This is a genomic window from Mesorhizobium sp. M1027 (assembly GCF_040318745.1).
Taxonomy (GTDB): domain Bacteria; phylum Pseudomonadota; class Alphaproteobacteria; order Rhizobiales; family Rhizobiaceae; genus Mesorhizobium.
This window is the reverse complement of the sequence record NZ_JAMYMW010000009.1, coordinates 1-13,848: the sequence shown is the minus strand read 5'-3', so window position 1 is coordinate 13,848 and position 13,848 is coordinate 1. Positions and strand designations below refer to the sequence as shown.

Sequence of the window (13,848 nt, the reverse complement as noted above, 5' to 3'; positions counted from 1 at the left end):
CATAACCAATATCATCACAGAACCCCTTGAGGGGGCTGCGCTGGATAAAGGTAGGCAGCGGGGGAATTCGCGTCGGATTCGCCGATAAACAGATAGCTTCAGAACGCGGCTATCAGCGTAGCTCCGTTATGCGCACCAGCGCGTCCCAATGACAGCCGGGCGGATGCCGGCAGTGCCGCCGACGCTATCCCTTGATCGCCGAACCGACGATCGAATCCACGAAGAAGCGCTGCAGGAAAACGAACAGCACCAATGGAGGCAGCACAGCAAGTGTGGCGCCGGCCATCACCAGTCCAGTATTGAGGGCGCCTCTGTTGTAGCTGAGCAGGCGGCTGAGGCTGATGACGATCGGATAGTCGTGTGCATTACCCTGTAGAACCGTCAGCGGCCAGAGATAGCTGTTCCAATGATAGACGAAGGCAAACAGCGCCAATGCTGCGATCGCGGGCGCCACGCTCGGCGCGACGATCTTGAACAGGATCACAAGTTCCGACGCCCCATCCATCCGTGCCGCGTCGATCAAATCGTCCGGCACGCCGGCGATGAACTGGCGCATCAGAAAGATGCCGAAGGCATTGGCGAGATTGGGCACGATGATGCCGGCAAGGCTGGCATTCAGGCCGATCGATCCGACGAGCCGGTACAACGGGATCAGCGTGACGATCGGCGGCAGAAACATGGTGGCGATCAGCACGGAAAACAGCAGCGAGCGACCGGGAAAGTGGTGCTTGGCGAAGGCGTAGCCAGCCATCATGCTGGTGACCAGAATGCCTGCGGTGGTGATCGAGGCGATCACCAGCGAATTCCACATCGAGCGGCCGACATTGATGACGCCGGAGACTTTCTCATAGGCTTCGAGGCTCGGCGTGCGCGGTATCCACACCGGCGGCACCTGCATGGTTTCGGCCGGCGTCTTCAGGCTGGAGAGTACCATCCACAAGAGCGGGAAGGCGGAGGCCACGGCAACCAGCAGCATCAGCGTGGCGAGCAGGGCTCTGCGGCCCGCCAGGCGTTTGCGCGCCCACAGGCTCGATCCTGAGCGGCCCCGCGCGCTCATTGGTCATCCTTCCGGTTGGCAAATGCAAACAGCGCGCACACAACGACGATCAGCGCCAACATCAGCATCACCGCCATGGCCGAGCCCAATCCGCCTTGCGCGCGCTCGATGCCGACACGGCGGATGTGATAGGTCAGCACGTTGGTCGAGCCGACCGGCCCGCCTTGGGTGATCAGCGCGACCGGCTCGAATACCTGCACGGCGTTGATGATGGCGATGACGGCGCTGAACAGAAGCGTGCGCCGCAGTAGTGGCAAGGTGATGAAGCGGAACTGTTCGCGCCGGTTGGCGCCGTCCAGAGTCGCCGCCTCATAAAGACTGCCCGGGATCTGGGTCAGCCCGGCAACCGCCAGCACCGTAAAATAGCCGATCTGCTGCCAAACATTGAGCACGACGATCGAGATCAACGCCGATCTTGGCGAGGACAGCCACGGTTGCGGGCCGATACCGGCCAGGCCGAGTATCTGGTTGAGGGGCCCTTCGCTCGGCGAATAAAGCTTCGACCAGACCAGCGTCACGGCGATCATCGGCACCATGTAGGTGGAAAACAACACGGTCCGCAGCGCCGCGCCGCCTGCGACATCGCTCTGGTGGACCAACAAGCCGAACACTACCGAAAGGGGCAGGATGAGCATCATCGACAATGCCGTGTAGATCGCCGTGTTGAGCAGTGCTCGCTTGAAATCCCGCCCGACCGAGGTCGGTCCGAATATTGCGCGAAAATTGTCGAAGCCGATGAAGCTCGCACTGGAAAAAGGTGTTTGCGTCGACCAGTCCTGGAATGACAGCCAGATGGTGAGCAGCATCGGCAGCAGGATGAAAACGCCGATCAATGTCACGGCGGGCGCCAGCATGATGCCCGCCGAGGCACGATAGGTCTTGATCATCGCTCTGCTTCCAAAGCGTCGGGCTCACGAAACGGCGCCTTCGCTATTTGGCGGCACGCTCCAGGATCGAGACGGCATCGGCCTGCGCGTTCGCCTGCGCATCCTTGGCCGAGAGCTGCCCATACTGCAACGCCTCGAGCGTCTGCTGGAGCGATTCGCTGAACTCCTGCCCTCCCGGGACGACAGGGAAGGGCTTGGCGTCGGCAAGCACGCTGACATAGCCGGACAGGAACTCGGAACCGAGCTTGTCCTTGTGGGCTTCGATGTCGGAGGTCCGCGTCGGCAGGATGCCCATCGACATCAGAATATCCGACATTGCCGAGGCGCCGTTCTTGCCGGACTTCGGACTGTTCAGCCATGCCAGGAAATCCCATGCCGCTTTTTGCTCGGCCTGACCGGCATTGGCGTTGACGACGGTCATCCACGAATAAGAGATCGAGTGCGGTTTGTCGCCGCTCGGGCCGACCGGGATGGGTGCGGTGGCGATATTGGAGAACTTGTCGCCCATGCCGCTCTTCAATGCGCTTTCCCACCAGTTGGCCATGATGATCATGCCGGTCTTGCCGGAGACGAAATTGTCTAGGAAGGGGCCGGTGGTGTTGGCGTCGGCGGTGGCCATCGCCGGATCGCTGGCGCCCGACTTGATCAGATCCTCGTAGAGCTGGAAAGTCTCGCCGGCTTGAGGACTGTTGAGCATCGGTTTGCCGTCCTTGACCAGCTCGCCGCCATTGGAGACCAGCAGCGAGGCGAACGGGTGGACGACGCCAGCCGCCCAGGAGTTGATCATGCCGAAACCTTGCTGGCCGGCGTCTTTCCGGGTCAGCTTCTGGGCGGCATCCTTCAATTCGGACCAGGTCTTCGGTGCGGCCGTAATGCCGGCCTGCTTAAACAGCTCCTTGTTGTAGTTCAACGCATAGACGTCGATCTCGTTTGGAATGCCGTAGAGCGTGCCGCCGACAGAGGCCGCACTGACGACACCGGCCGGCCACGCACTCTTGACCTCGCCGGCAACCGTATCGGGGGCCGGCGCGACCAGCTTGTCTCGCGCCAGTTCGGGCAGCCACAAATCGTAGATGCCGCCGATCGTCGGCCCATCGGAACTGCCGCCCTGGGAACGCAGTGTCGTCAGGAGGTCGCCGAAGGGGACGGCGCGGATGGTGACGGTCACATCCGGATTGCTCTTGGCGTAGTCCTTGGCCGCGGCGTCCAGCAAAGCGACCGTTTCGGGCGACCAGTGGGTCAGATAGGAGATGCTGACCGATTGCGCCCATCCAGCGGTGGGCGAGGCTAGTAGCCCTGCAGCCAATGCCAGTTTCGAAATCCAAGCCAAACACATCCGGGATCCTCCGCGTAGGCGCACAGCGATATGAACGACGTTATGACAACTTGAAGCAACGATGCAAGGGCTATCTTCGCGGAGAGTTCCTGGCCGGCGCCGTGGGCGATTTCTTATCTGGCCTGTGAGAGAGAGATATGTCATTGAAAACAGATAATTATATGCGATAGCTAGGGTTGTTTATCACTGCCGGAAATGCCCAAACGTGCCGCAAAAGCTCTTGCGAACAAAGTCATGTCGTTATAATGACACTTACCCCGCCGCAAAGGAAGCCGATGTCGAATGAGAGACTGATCATGGTTCATCGACGCGCTGCGCCCAGCCTGATCGGCGGCTTCGCCGCCGCGTGCACCGGGGTCTGTATCGCACTGCCGACCAGAGCCGACGACACCGTGAGGAACTGGCGCGCCGAGGACCGGGCGGCTGCCAATCGGAGCCGCTCTCGATGACACACGTTCTGGCCATCGATCTTGGCGGCACCAATTTGCGCGCCGCAATCCATACCGGCGATGTTCGCTGGCTGGAGATGCTCAGCCGCGAGCCTGCGCCGGCAAGCCTTGATGCCTTTGTCGCCCGTATCGGTGCGTTGCTCGCGGAGGCAGGCCCCGTCGAGGCACTCGGACTTGCAGTGCCGGGACTTGTTGAGGGCTCGGTCTGCCGCTGGATTCCAAACCTGCCCTATCTCGACGGTATTGATGTCGCGGCGTTGTTTCCTCGTCTGCGCTTGTCCGTTGGCAATGACGCACACATCGCCATGCTGGCCGAAGCGGTCGAAGGTGCAGCAAAAGGGTTGTCCGATGCCATCCTGCTGGCGATCGGCACCGGCATCGGCTCCGCCGTTCTGGCCAATAATCGCATCGTCGCCGGCGCACGTGGCGGCGCCTGCTCATTCGGCTGGGCCTGCGCCGACATCGAGGATGAAGGCGAGGACCGCAGCGGCTGGCTGGAGCGCTTCGCTTCCGGGCGGGCGTTCGACGCCGCGGCGCGCCAGATCGGGCTGGCTAATGGCGGCAGGCTGGTCGAGGCCGCCCGGGCCGGCAAGACGGCCGCCCTTGACGCATTGGAGTTGCCGGCGCGCCGGCTGGGCACCGCCCTTGCGGGTGCGGTCGCGCTGCTCGATCCCCAGGCAGTCCTGATTTCCGGGGGCCTTGCCGATGCGCTGGACGTGGTCGGACCGCCGCTGCTCGCGGCATTGCGGCGTCAGCTGCCGCCGCATCTGCGCGGCGTCGTTCTGCGGTCCGGCGAATTCGGTTCCCGCGCCGGTCTCGTCGGCGCCTCTCTGGCCGGTCTCGCCGGTGCACAGTGGAGGCAGATAAGATGAGCGAGCCGAGCTTTCAGCAACCCGACCGCAAAAGGCCCGAGCCGCTCTGGTATCAGGTGGAAGAGGCCATTCGCGCCATCGTCAAGAGCGGCGAATGGGCAACCGGCGACCAGATTCCGGCCGAAGACAGACTGTGCGCCCTGTTCGGAGTGAGCCGCATCACGCTCCGTCACGCGCTGCGCAATCTGGAGGAGCACGGGCTGCTCAGGCGCGAACATGGCCGTGGCACCTTCGTGCGCTCCACCACGCTGGTCGCCGGCACCCGCGAACTGACGAGCTTCACCCAGGAAATGGGCAATATGGGCGTGGTCGCGGGCTCGCGCTTGCTCGACTGCAGCCTGACCACCGCCAATGCCGCCGCGGCCGGAGCGCTGGAGATCGAGGAAGGCGACCCGGTTGTGCGCGTCCGCCGGCTCAGGCTCGGCAACAACGAGCCGATCGGTATCCAGACGGCGCAGCTCTCGGCCGCGCGCGTGCCCGGCTTTCTCGATGCCGGCCTGCTGCAGGGCTCGCTCTACGAAGCGCTGGAGCGCCATTACGGCATCGTGCCGGTCGCGGCACGCGAAAACTACCGTGTCGGTGCGGTCGGGGCGGCGGATGCCGAGTTGCTCGATCTGCCCGCGGGGAGTCCCGCTTTCGTGGTCGAGCGCATCACCACCGACGAGCGCGGCCCATTCGAATTCACCGTCTCGGTCATGCGTGGCGACCGCTACGAAATCCGCTCGACGCTGCGTGCCGGTCGCGCCGCGCCAACCGCAAGAAGCTGAGCCATACCCAAGCCGACCCATAACAGGAGTACCGACGTGTCCGATCTTTACATACCTCGCCTTGCCGCCCTCATCGAACAGGCCTCGAAAGCCAATGCCGAAGCCTTTGGTGAGGCGGCCAGCCGCTTTGCCGACACGCTCGAGAGCGGTGGCTTGGTTCATCTCTACGGGTCGGGCCACTCGGTGTTGCCAGTTCAGGAAGTGTTTCCGCGCTACGGCAGCTATGTCGGCTTCAATCCGCTGACCGACCCACGTGTCATGTGGCATAGTGTGCTCGGCGCCGGCGGCGTGCGCGAACTTCTGTGGCTGGAGCGGACCGAGAAATACGCCGAGAAATTCCTAGATCACCAGCCGCTCAACAAAGGCGATTCGATCATCATCTTCGGCCACAGCGGCCGCAATTCGTCCGGCATCGACACCGCGCTTTACGCGAAAAAACGCGGCATCTTTGTCGTTGCGGTGACCAGCAAGAACAATCTCGACAAGCCGGCGACGCACTCTTCCGGCAAGCGGCTTGCCGATGCCGCCGACCTTGTCATCGACACCTGCTCGCCGATCGAGGATGCCATCGTGCCGGTCGAGGGCTGGAGCCGGCCGGTCTCTGGTTCGTCGACCGTGCTTGCCATGATCCTGGCGCATGAGTTGATCGCCCGCACCGCCGAGGCGCTTTCGAAGCGCGGCATCGAGCTGCCGGTTTTTGCCTCGCCGACGATTGCCGGCGTCACACTGCACGACACCGACGTCATTTATGGCGTCTATCGCGAGAGAATGCTCGAGGCGCAGAAGAAGCACCTATCGGCCTTCCAGGCAACCATGCGCGGCGAATGACGAACCGGGGAGGCCACGCAAATTTGCGAGGCCTCCCGAAGCGGGTAGTCAGGTCATGAGCGGGCGGCACCCCGCGATCCGCTGGAGCCGATCAGTTTCCCGGTGCAGGATCAGGAGGAGCTGTTTTTGGGGACAGCGGTGAACCGTCCACCAGGGCTGGGCCGCCAGATTGCTCGCCATTCTGAATCGCTTGTTCGCGGCTCATGCCTTTGCGCATCTCCGGAACGGTGAAAACCGGGACCTCGCCCTTGAAACCCTGGAGCTCAAAGGCGCCCGCCTGGACAACTGGCATCGATGCTCCCTTCGCAAAGCCGGGGCCAAGCACCAGGGGGATGCGCAGCTTCTTGGTCGTCGATTCGAGCCGTGCGGTGCGGTTCACCGGCGAGCCGATCGCGGTGTAGTCGAAGCGCCGTTCGGAGCCGAAATTGCCAACCGAGCAGATGCCGGTCTCGATGGCGACCCCGATTGCGATAGAGGGGTGGCCGCCGGCGGTGAAAGCGGCGTCTTCACGCTTTACCCGTTCTATCAGGGCTAGCCCCGCGTCGAGCGCGCGCTCGCGATGGTCCGGTTGATCAAGCGGCGCATTCCAGAAGGCGAGCACCGCATCTCCCATGAACTTGTCGATGGTGCCGTCGCGCTTGAGGATCTCATCGGTCGCAATGCCGAGGAAGTGGTTGACCACCTTTGCAATTTCCTGGGTATCGAGTTGTTCGCTCATCGTCGTGAAGCCGCGTATGTCGCTGAGCAGGATTGTGATCTCGCGCTTCTCGCCGGACAGGATGGCTTCGGTGTCCGAGCTTGCGAGGCGCTGCACCACGGAAGGCGAAAGATACTGGGAGAACTGCCGTGCCAGGGTGGACCGGCGCTGCTCGCTGCGCCTGTAGAGGACATAGCCTTCGAAGCCGGCTACCAGGATCGTCGCAAGCGCCGGCTGCAGCGGGTCATAGAGTGTACCCTGCATGCTGTATTCGAGAGCGCCGAACACGAAGGGCGTGACGGCCAGCAGCGCGAGAGCCAGGGCACCAAGCACGACACGCTCGGCGAGCACTCCGGAAAGCCCGATGAACATGAGGGCAGTGAGGACAAACCAGAGCCGCTCCACCGTGCGCGCGTGCATCGGCTCTGCCAGGTAGCGCCCGGCAAGCAACTGGCCGATTGCATCGGCGTGGATGTCCGCGCCTGGTCGCGCTGGACGTGTCGGGGTGGGCAGGTACTGCGTCAGTCCCACGGCCGACAGATCGACAATGACAATGGCATCCCGCAGCCGCTGATCACTGTCGCCCGAAAGGATAGTGCTGGCAGATATACGCGGCGTATCGGTGCTGGTTTCCCAGAGGCGGATGCTCCCCTCCGGCTCGAGCGGCACGATGGCGCCGGCCATCCTGAGTGCATCAAACCCGGCGGCATTCAGGCGGGCTATGTAGCCGTCCTGCCCGGCATAAAGGCGCAGGAGCTCGAGCGCAAAGGACGGCCACAGCTGCACGCCTTGAGCGGTATTGCGAAGCCACAGCAGCGGCACATGGCGCAGTACGCCGTCGGGATCGGGCAAGGTGCGAATGACGCCGAGGCCCGCGGCGGCGTTCGAGAATTGGACAAGCGAACCGGTCAGGCCGGTGAAGCCGGGAAGTGTGTCGGGTACTTGCCCGACGATCGACCAGCCGGCCTTCGGCTCTGCTTCTGAAACTGTCGCCTCGTTGCCCAGGCTGACGGCAAGCGCCGTTTGGTTTTTGGCCAGCGCCGCTGCCAGGCGCTTGTCTCCGGCGATGCCCTCAGGCGAGGTGTCGGCCTCGGGCAGCACCAGCGCAAGCCCGATCACCGAGGCGCCGGATGCGGTGATGCCATCGACCAGATCGGCCAAGAGGCCACGGTTCCAGGGCCATCGCCCATGTGCCTTGAGGCTGGCGTCGTCTATCGAGACGATCACGACAGGATTGCTGGTCGCCTGGCGCGGGGCGAGAAACTGGTAGAAGTCGTAGGTACGCTCACGCAGGCGCGACAGCGGCCCGTCGAAAGCCAAATGGCAAGCGAGCAGCAGGAGCACGACCGCAAGACCGGATATTTTGCGCCTTCCAGCTTGCCGCCAATCAGCCCAGCGCCAACCGACCAAGAGGCTCATGTCGTGCGGCCAGGCCTAATTGCAGTAGTAGCAGCAACCTTCACCCTCACACTCGCCATCATCCTCCACCCCGCCGCCCACGGGTGGCGTTAGGCTGTCGGGGAACTCCATGACCACTCCCGGCAATGCGCCGTCGGTGGAGTCGCAGGCTTTGAGCGAGCCGCCGAGTGCCGATGCACAGATCGCGCTTACATCCAATCCAGGACCCGGCGCGCCTGGCAGGCCGGTGCCGGCTATCCGGTCGATGCTGTCCAATATCGGGAAGGTGTCGATGCCGCCGTAGCCGGTCAGCAGCTTGCCATCGTCCGATGTGCAGGCGTAGCCCGGGTTTGTGATGACCAGCCGTTTGCCATTGATCGTGCAGGTCATGCGGCCGGCGCGCAGTATGCCGACGGTCTGGCCGGCTGCCACCAGCACTTCGATGATGCCGCCTCTTGCCCCGAGCACCATATGCGGCGTCGCAACCTGCATGACGCCGCCTTTCGAAACCTGGCCGCCATAAAAACGGGCCAGGCCGCTGCTCATCCCGATGTCGATTTTTCCCGATCCGGAGCCCGGATTGTAGACGAATTCATCGATCGTCAGGCTGGTGTTCGGACCAATCTTGGCGCTCGATTCGTCCCGGAACACCAGCATTCCAAGACCAGTGGGATCGCTGCGCAGCTGATCCCCTAGTTCGACGCCGGCACCGACATTCATCGTCCCGCCGTTGTTGCGGACGATGTTGGTCTGGTAGGCCGTCATCGACCCGATCGTTTCAGCGGCGGATGGTGCCGCGAAGGCAAGGCAGGCGACAAAAATGGCGATCTGACGGTACGGGGTCCTCATCGCGGCCTCTTTCAATTGAGCGTCAACGTGTAGCTCATGAGCATTTCGAACGATTTTCGGTCGCGGTTGGCGATGTCGAAGTTGGTTTCGCGATAGGCGAGATCGACGCTGATCTTCTGCGCCTCCGTCAGCTGAAAATCGCTTTCCGAGGCAATGCGCCAGAAGTCGCTCTTGATATTTGTGCCGATGCCAACGGACAGATCGGGAGTGTTGCTGTGGCCGGCCGAGAACGCGACCTGGTGTGACCATGCGAAGAGATCCGGTACGGTCATCAACAGGCCGCCATAGCGGATCTCGCCCGTGTAGCTGTGTCCGATTTCGCCAGATCCGGAGGCGAAGTCATTCGACCCGACAAAGCGCAGTCCGAGCGCCTGGCCATTGCGGAAGCGGTAGCTGCCGCCTGCCTCATAGAAAACCCTGCTATCGGCGAAAATGCCTTGCGAGGCGCTTAGATCGATGTAGCCGCCGCCTGCAAAAAGCGTCGTCTCGACGGTCGGGCGCACAAGAAAGCGTCCACTGAGGCCGATGCCGGTTTCTTGGATGTCGCTGTCGAAACGATCTGTAACGGTAAACGCCGAAAGTAACAGGCGCAGCGAATCGATCCCACTATTGGGCAGCCCCTTGTCCCAGGTGATAGCGGCGTTGCCGTGGACGAAAGTCTCCTTGCTACCCGGAACCGACAAGTCTTCCGTGAAAAAGCGCTGTGTCGCCGTCAGCGACCCTGAAAGAACGAGGGCGTCGGCGCTTGGCGTGCCGAGGTCCCACCGGACAAAGCCTTCCGCCCGCCCATAGGGCGAGACGAAGCTGTCGTCGTCCTGCGCCCCGCCGGGCTCAAAATCGGTAAATGCGCTGAACACGCCGCCAGTCAGGGCGAGTTCCCAGGTGACGCCACGCAACGCGCGCTCGATGCGGGCGAGCAGGCGAACAGCTTCCTGCTGCTCAGCCGCGGACAGCCCCCCGACCTCGATGCCGTACTGCACCTGCCGCCGGGCCAATTCATAGGAGCCGACATGATAGTACAAACGGCTGGCCGCCAGCCGGGCGCGCGCGTCGCGGGGATATTTGATCAGATACTGCTCGATCGAGGAGATCGCCTGATCATATTGTCCCGCGTTGACGGCAACCGTGACGAATTGGGCGAGCGTTCCGTTGTCCGACGGACTGCCGATGCGGGCTGAAAAAGCATCGTCATAGGCCGAAAAAAGACCCTGCGCGCCGGCCGGCAATGCGCCGCCACAAAGCAGCGCCGCGGCGCAGCCGACGATTGTTCGAAACGAAGATTGCATGCCGAGAACCACCCCAAACCCGACCAGTGCGAAGGACTTAGCACGACCACAAGAAAAAAGGCGACTGAACTTTGACGAAATCGTCCGAGTTTTCAACAGCTGTTGCAGCCGCGCAACAAACTATCGGGTTCATTCGTGCCCCTGCTGCGACGGCTGACCAAATATACTCTAAGCGTTGCTGTAAAGGATTGAAGTATTCGGCACCGGTGGCAACTAACTCAAATTATCATCAATGATGGATCGCACAGTCGACAAGATTAATATTGTTTGCACGATTCTGCGCGTATCTGGCCGCCGCCTGACACGTATAGCTCATCCAAAAGGTCTTCCGTGGCGTTACGCAAGCGGTCGGAAAGCCGCAGGGCGATGCTTCTCGCAACGGCCTGCGCGATTACGCCTGGCCTTCGAAATTTCGTTGACCGCCGACGAGGTCAGCCTAGGAACCCCATCTACCAGGGACGCGTCACCGGACGCGCCTTGCTACAGCACGAGCATAGTGGCCAGCCCCAGCATCAGGCCCATGCCTACAATGTCGGTCACGGTGGTGAGAAAGATCGCCGAAGCGACCGCCGGATCGGCGCCGACCCGGCGCAGGCCCAGCGGGATCAGCACGCCGGAGATTCCGGACATGAGGCACGATCCGGACATGGCGAGCAGGATCACGAGTGCCAGCATGGGCGCCTGGGCCGCCGACTCCGGTTGCCGCGAGGCGTAGAACCACATCGCCGCAGCCGCCACAAGACCGACGAGCACACCGTTGGCGATCCCGAGCGCGCCCTCCCTCATCACCAGGTGCAGCTTCGATCGTTTGTCCACATCGCCAAGGGCAAGGCCACGCAGCGTCATAGCCAGTGCCTGGCAGCCGGTGTTTCCGCTCTGCCCGGCCAAGACCGGGAGGAATGCCGCCAGGGCGACGATCTTCTCGATCGTGCCTGTGAACGAGCTGACCACGAAAGCGGCCATGAAGGCCGTCAGTAGGTTGAGCTGCAGCCACGGATGCCGCTTCAAGAAGGCTGAAAACAGGGGCGTAAAAGAACGCTCCTCCTTCTGGACACCCACCATCTGGCCCGACTGGGCGGAAATCTCGATGATTTGCTGCTCGAACAGCCGCCAGCCGCGGACCTGCCCGAGCAGCCGGTTCTCCGCGTCCACCACGGGATAGACAGGGTAGTGACGGCGTACCGCCGCCTTGCATGCGTCGCTCAAAGAGAGATCGGCGGGGAGGGCGAACGGCTTCGGCAGCATGATCTGATCCACCGTGGCGTCCGCTTCGCTCAGCATCAGATCGCGCAGGACCACGAGGCCAACCAGTTTATCGCCCTGGTCGGTGATGTAGAGATAAGTGAGCTCGGTCGGCACCGGGGTGCGTCTGACGGCCTGCACTGCGGCGGCTACTGTCGTGCCGACGGGAACGCTGGCGGGAATCGGGTCCGTCAGTTCGATGAGCGACTCGGGGACCGCGACGTCCTTGCCATCGCCATGAGGCTTGACGGGCCGCATATGCGGCGGCAAATGCTCCGCCACCTTGCGGGCGTGCCGGTCTGGCAACAACTTTAGTGTGTCCCGGATGAACTCGGGAGACTCTCGGGCCAGCAATACCGCCGCGTCATCAGGTGCTCGAGCACGCAGCGTGCGTACCAGCCTCTCAACGTCGTTCTCTTCCTTCATCTGTTCCCCCAATTGCGAGTGTCTTGCCTCTGACGGTATGACACGGATCGGATCGCTCTGTCCTGGCGCAGTGGCCCATGCGCCTCGATCCGGAAACTTCGCCTCTTTGGGCGCCGAGTGGACCGAACCGAGACAGATCTGAGCCATTGCGGGGTGCATACAGGCGGGCTGTAACGTCAGAGTGTCGCCGAGAATTTGACGTGTTGCGAACTTCACCGGTCTTCCGGGCTTTGCGATCACGCCGCAGCAATAAGACTTAAACCCGGAAATTCTGCAGAGGCAGGATCGCGGGCGTTCGAACCTGATTGCCTCATCCGGCGCATCTTGCCAGGTTCACCAGCTATTGACGCCACGGCCGGTTGAGATCTGCGACTGCTTGCACAGAAGGATGTGGAGCACGAGTTCCTTCGAGGACGATTTCATGACGGTCTTGCACCAAGGCAAAAACTTCGGCAGGTTCGTTGCGTCTTGGGAGAGGGCAACAACAATGAAATTGTCTTGCGTACGCATGATGCCGGTCGCGGCAATGGTGATTTGCGCAAACTCGTTCGTTCCAACCGCCGCCCGCGCCAACTCGGTTGCCTTCGATCATGGATATCAGATGGCGGCTTATTTGTTTTGCTCTCAATCGATCTATAACGACAGACGTTTTGGCGACTTTCTTGTTGAGGATGGGAAGTATGACAAAACGAAAGAGTACAATCGTGGCGTTGCCGCTCTGAAAGCCGCGCTCAAAAGCCCCCAGCCTAGGAAAGTGTGCTTCGATGCCGCCCGCGCCAGCGGTTGGTGGACCGACCGCTGACGGCTTTACCATATAACTCCAGCCTCATCGAACTCGGCCTTGGTTGCTTATCTGCACGCTTGATTCTGCGTCTCCCGACGGCACGGGGAAATTACGGTGACAGCGCATTAGTTCTTCGCCGCCTACCTCATTTGTGGTTTGACGGGCTTTGCCGATCTGTCGGCGAAGCCTTCAGCCAGGAGGCATCGAAAGTCAGGACGTCGGTGACACGGCAATGCTCGACGAGGAACTGGGTCTTGGTAAGAGTGCACTGTCACCTAATTCACGTAATTCACCGTATTTCCTGCGCGCCTGCACACGGTAAATCCAAGCGTAGGTTAGGCGCTCCTGGCCCTTTCTTGGCCCCAAGGCAGACATTTACCGGTAACTATCTGGGTCCTTGGCCTTCGCGGCCTGGCAAGCAACCTTACTCAGAGCAGCCTTACGGCAAGCGCCTTCAAACACGCGGATAGCCCTCTCGAATTTAGCCGGATTAGGCACCAAGTGTTTATCTAGCCCGTCGTACAAAAGGATGGAGACAGCCATCATGGCTTTTCCACTTTCGCTTGGTCTCAGCGCCGGGCACCTTTTCAATACGCCATAGATGTTACCTGAAATTGCTGCAGCCCGATGCAATTTGCTACCTGACATACGTGCCAAGTAATTGATGTTTTGCTGCTCTCCCTGCCCGGCTGAAGCAGTCGATATTGTGAAGCAGATTGCTGCGATGACCGTTACCAAAATGCGGCTCAAACGTTCCCCTCTTCTTGCAGTCAACTCGCCCTACTAATCACCCCTTATCATAGCTTAGCCTGAGCCTCAAAAGCTCGCCAACCGACGCCAGCGGGCGCAAACGCCATTTTGCTCGATGTCTGCGGATCGGACCCCTGAGCGGCCCGAGACATAGGTGACGATTTGTACCGGACACATAGGTAACACTTTTCGGTTTTTGCCGGGAGGTGTTGATGCCGTG

The 13,848-nt window shown here is 61.7% G+C and carries 12 protein-coding genes; 4 read left to right on the top strand and 8 right to left on the bottom strand.

The annotated features are described in order from the left end of the window. Window positions 1-184 precede the first annotated feature (184 nt). The 3 genes from NKH50_RS18155 to NKH50_RS18145 are packed head-to-tail and all read right to left on the bottom strand — an operon-like array spanning window position 185 to window position 3,280. Complete coding sequence (locus NKH50_RS18155) at window positions 185-1,057, bottom strand: carbohydrate ABC transporter permease (RefSeq protein WP_352701531.1); 873 nt, start codon at window positions 1,055-1,057, stop codon at window positions 185-187. Next, window positions 1,054-1,944 (bottom strand): carbohydrate ABC transporter permease, encoded by an 891-nt coding sequence (locus tag NKH50_RS18150; RefSeq protein ID WP_352701530.1) that lies wholly within the window; start codon window positions 1,942-1,944, stop codon window positions 1,054-1,056. Before NKH50_RS18150 ends, NKH50_RS18155 begins: the two co-directional genes overlap by 4 nt. Window positions 1,945-1,987: 43 nt before the next feature. After that, on the bottom strand, window positions 1,988-3,280 hold the full coding sequence (locus NKH50_RS18145; RefSeq protein WP_352880251.1) for an ABC transporter substrate-binding protein: 1,293 nt from the start codon (window positions 3,278-3,280) through the stop codon (window positions 1,988-1,990). A 445-nt stretch (window positions 3,281-3,725) separates the two neighbouring features. On the opposite strand from NKH50_RS18145, the gene NKH50_RS18140 reads away from it, so the two are divergent. Genes NKH50_RS18140 through NKH50_RS18130 form a run of 3 tightly spaced genes read left to right on the top strand, consistent with a single transcriptional unit; the run spans window position 3,726 to window position 6,196 of the window. Then, window positions 3,726-4,601 carry an ROK family protein gene (locus NKH50_RS18140; protein WP_352880249.1) on the top strand — a complete coding sequence of 292 codons (876 nt, stop codon included), beginning with the start codon at window positions 3,726-3,728 and terminating at the stop codon, window positions 4,599-4,601. Continuing rightward, on the top strand, window positions 4,598-5,368 hold the full coding sequence (locus NKH50_RS18135) for a GntR family transcriptional regulator (protein ID WP_254820103.1): 771 nt from the start codon (window positions 4,598-4,600) through the stop codon (window positions 5,366-5,368). The genes NKH50_RS18140 and NKH50_RS18135 overlap by 4 nt, the downstream gene beginning before the upstream one ends. A 36-nt stretch (window positions 5,369-5,404) precedes the next feature. Then, window positions 5,405-6,196, top strand: coding sequence for a sugar isomerase domain-containing protein (locus NKH50_RS18130; RefSeq protein WP_352880247.1), 792 nt, complete (start codon window positions 5,405-5,407; stop codon window positions 6,194-6,196). A 91-nt stretch (window positions 6,197-6,287) separates the two neighbouring features. Here the strand turns inward: NKH50_RS18130 and NKH50_RS18125 are convergent, their stop codons facing one another. The 4 genes from NKH50_RS18125 to NKH50_RS18110 all read right to left on the bottom strand — a co-directional run bounded on the left by NKH50_RS18125 (window position 6,288) and on the right by NKH50_RS18110 (window position 12,094). Continuing rightward, entirely contained in the window at window positions 6,288-8,237 is a 1,950-nt protein-coding gene (locus NKH50_RS18125; protein ID WP_352880245.1) for a CHASE2 domain-containing protein, read from the bottom strand. Between the two features lie 90 nt (window positions 8,238-8,327). Then, entirely contained in the window at window positions 8,328-9,140 is an 813-nt protein-coding gene (locus NKH50_RS18120) for a FecR family protein (RefSeq protein ID WP_352880243.1), read from the bottom strand. A gap of 11 nt (window positions 9,141-9,151) precedes the next feature. Next, on the bottom strand, window positions 9,152-10,522 hold the full coding sequence (locus NKH50_RS18115) for a tetratricopeptide repeat protein (RefSeq protein ID WP_352880241.1): 1,371 nt from the start codon (window positions 10,520-10,522) through the stop codon (window positions 9,152-9,154). Between the two features lie 384 nt (window positions 10,523-10,906). Beyond that, complete coding sequence (locus NKH50_RS18110; RefSeq protein WP_352701524.1) at window positions 10,907-12,094, bottom strand: magnesium transporter; 1,188 nt, start codon at window positions 12,092-12,094, stop codon at window positions 10,907-10,909. 421 nt (window positions 12,095-12,515) lie between these two features. Here NKH50_RS18110 and NKH50_RS18105 point away from each other — a divergent pair, with 421 nt between their 5' ends. Next, window positions 12,516-12,896 (top strand): hypothetical protein, encoded by a 381-nt coding sequence (locus tag NKH50_RS18105; protein WP_352701523.1) that lies wholly within the window; start codon window positions 12,516-12,518, stop codon window positions 12,894-12,896. A 357-nt stretch (window positions 12,897-13,253) separates the two neighbouring features. Here the strand turns inward: NKH50_RS18105 and NKH50_RS18100 are convergent, their stop codons facing one another. Further along, window positions 13,254-13,628 (bottom strand): hypothetical protein, encoded by a 375-nt coding sequence (locus NKH50_RS18100; protein WP_352701522.1) that lies wholly within the window; start codon window positions 13,626-13,628, stop codon window positions 13,254-13,256. Between the last annotated feature and the right edge of the window lie 220 nt (window positions 13,629-13,848).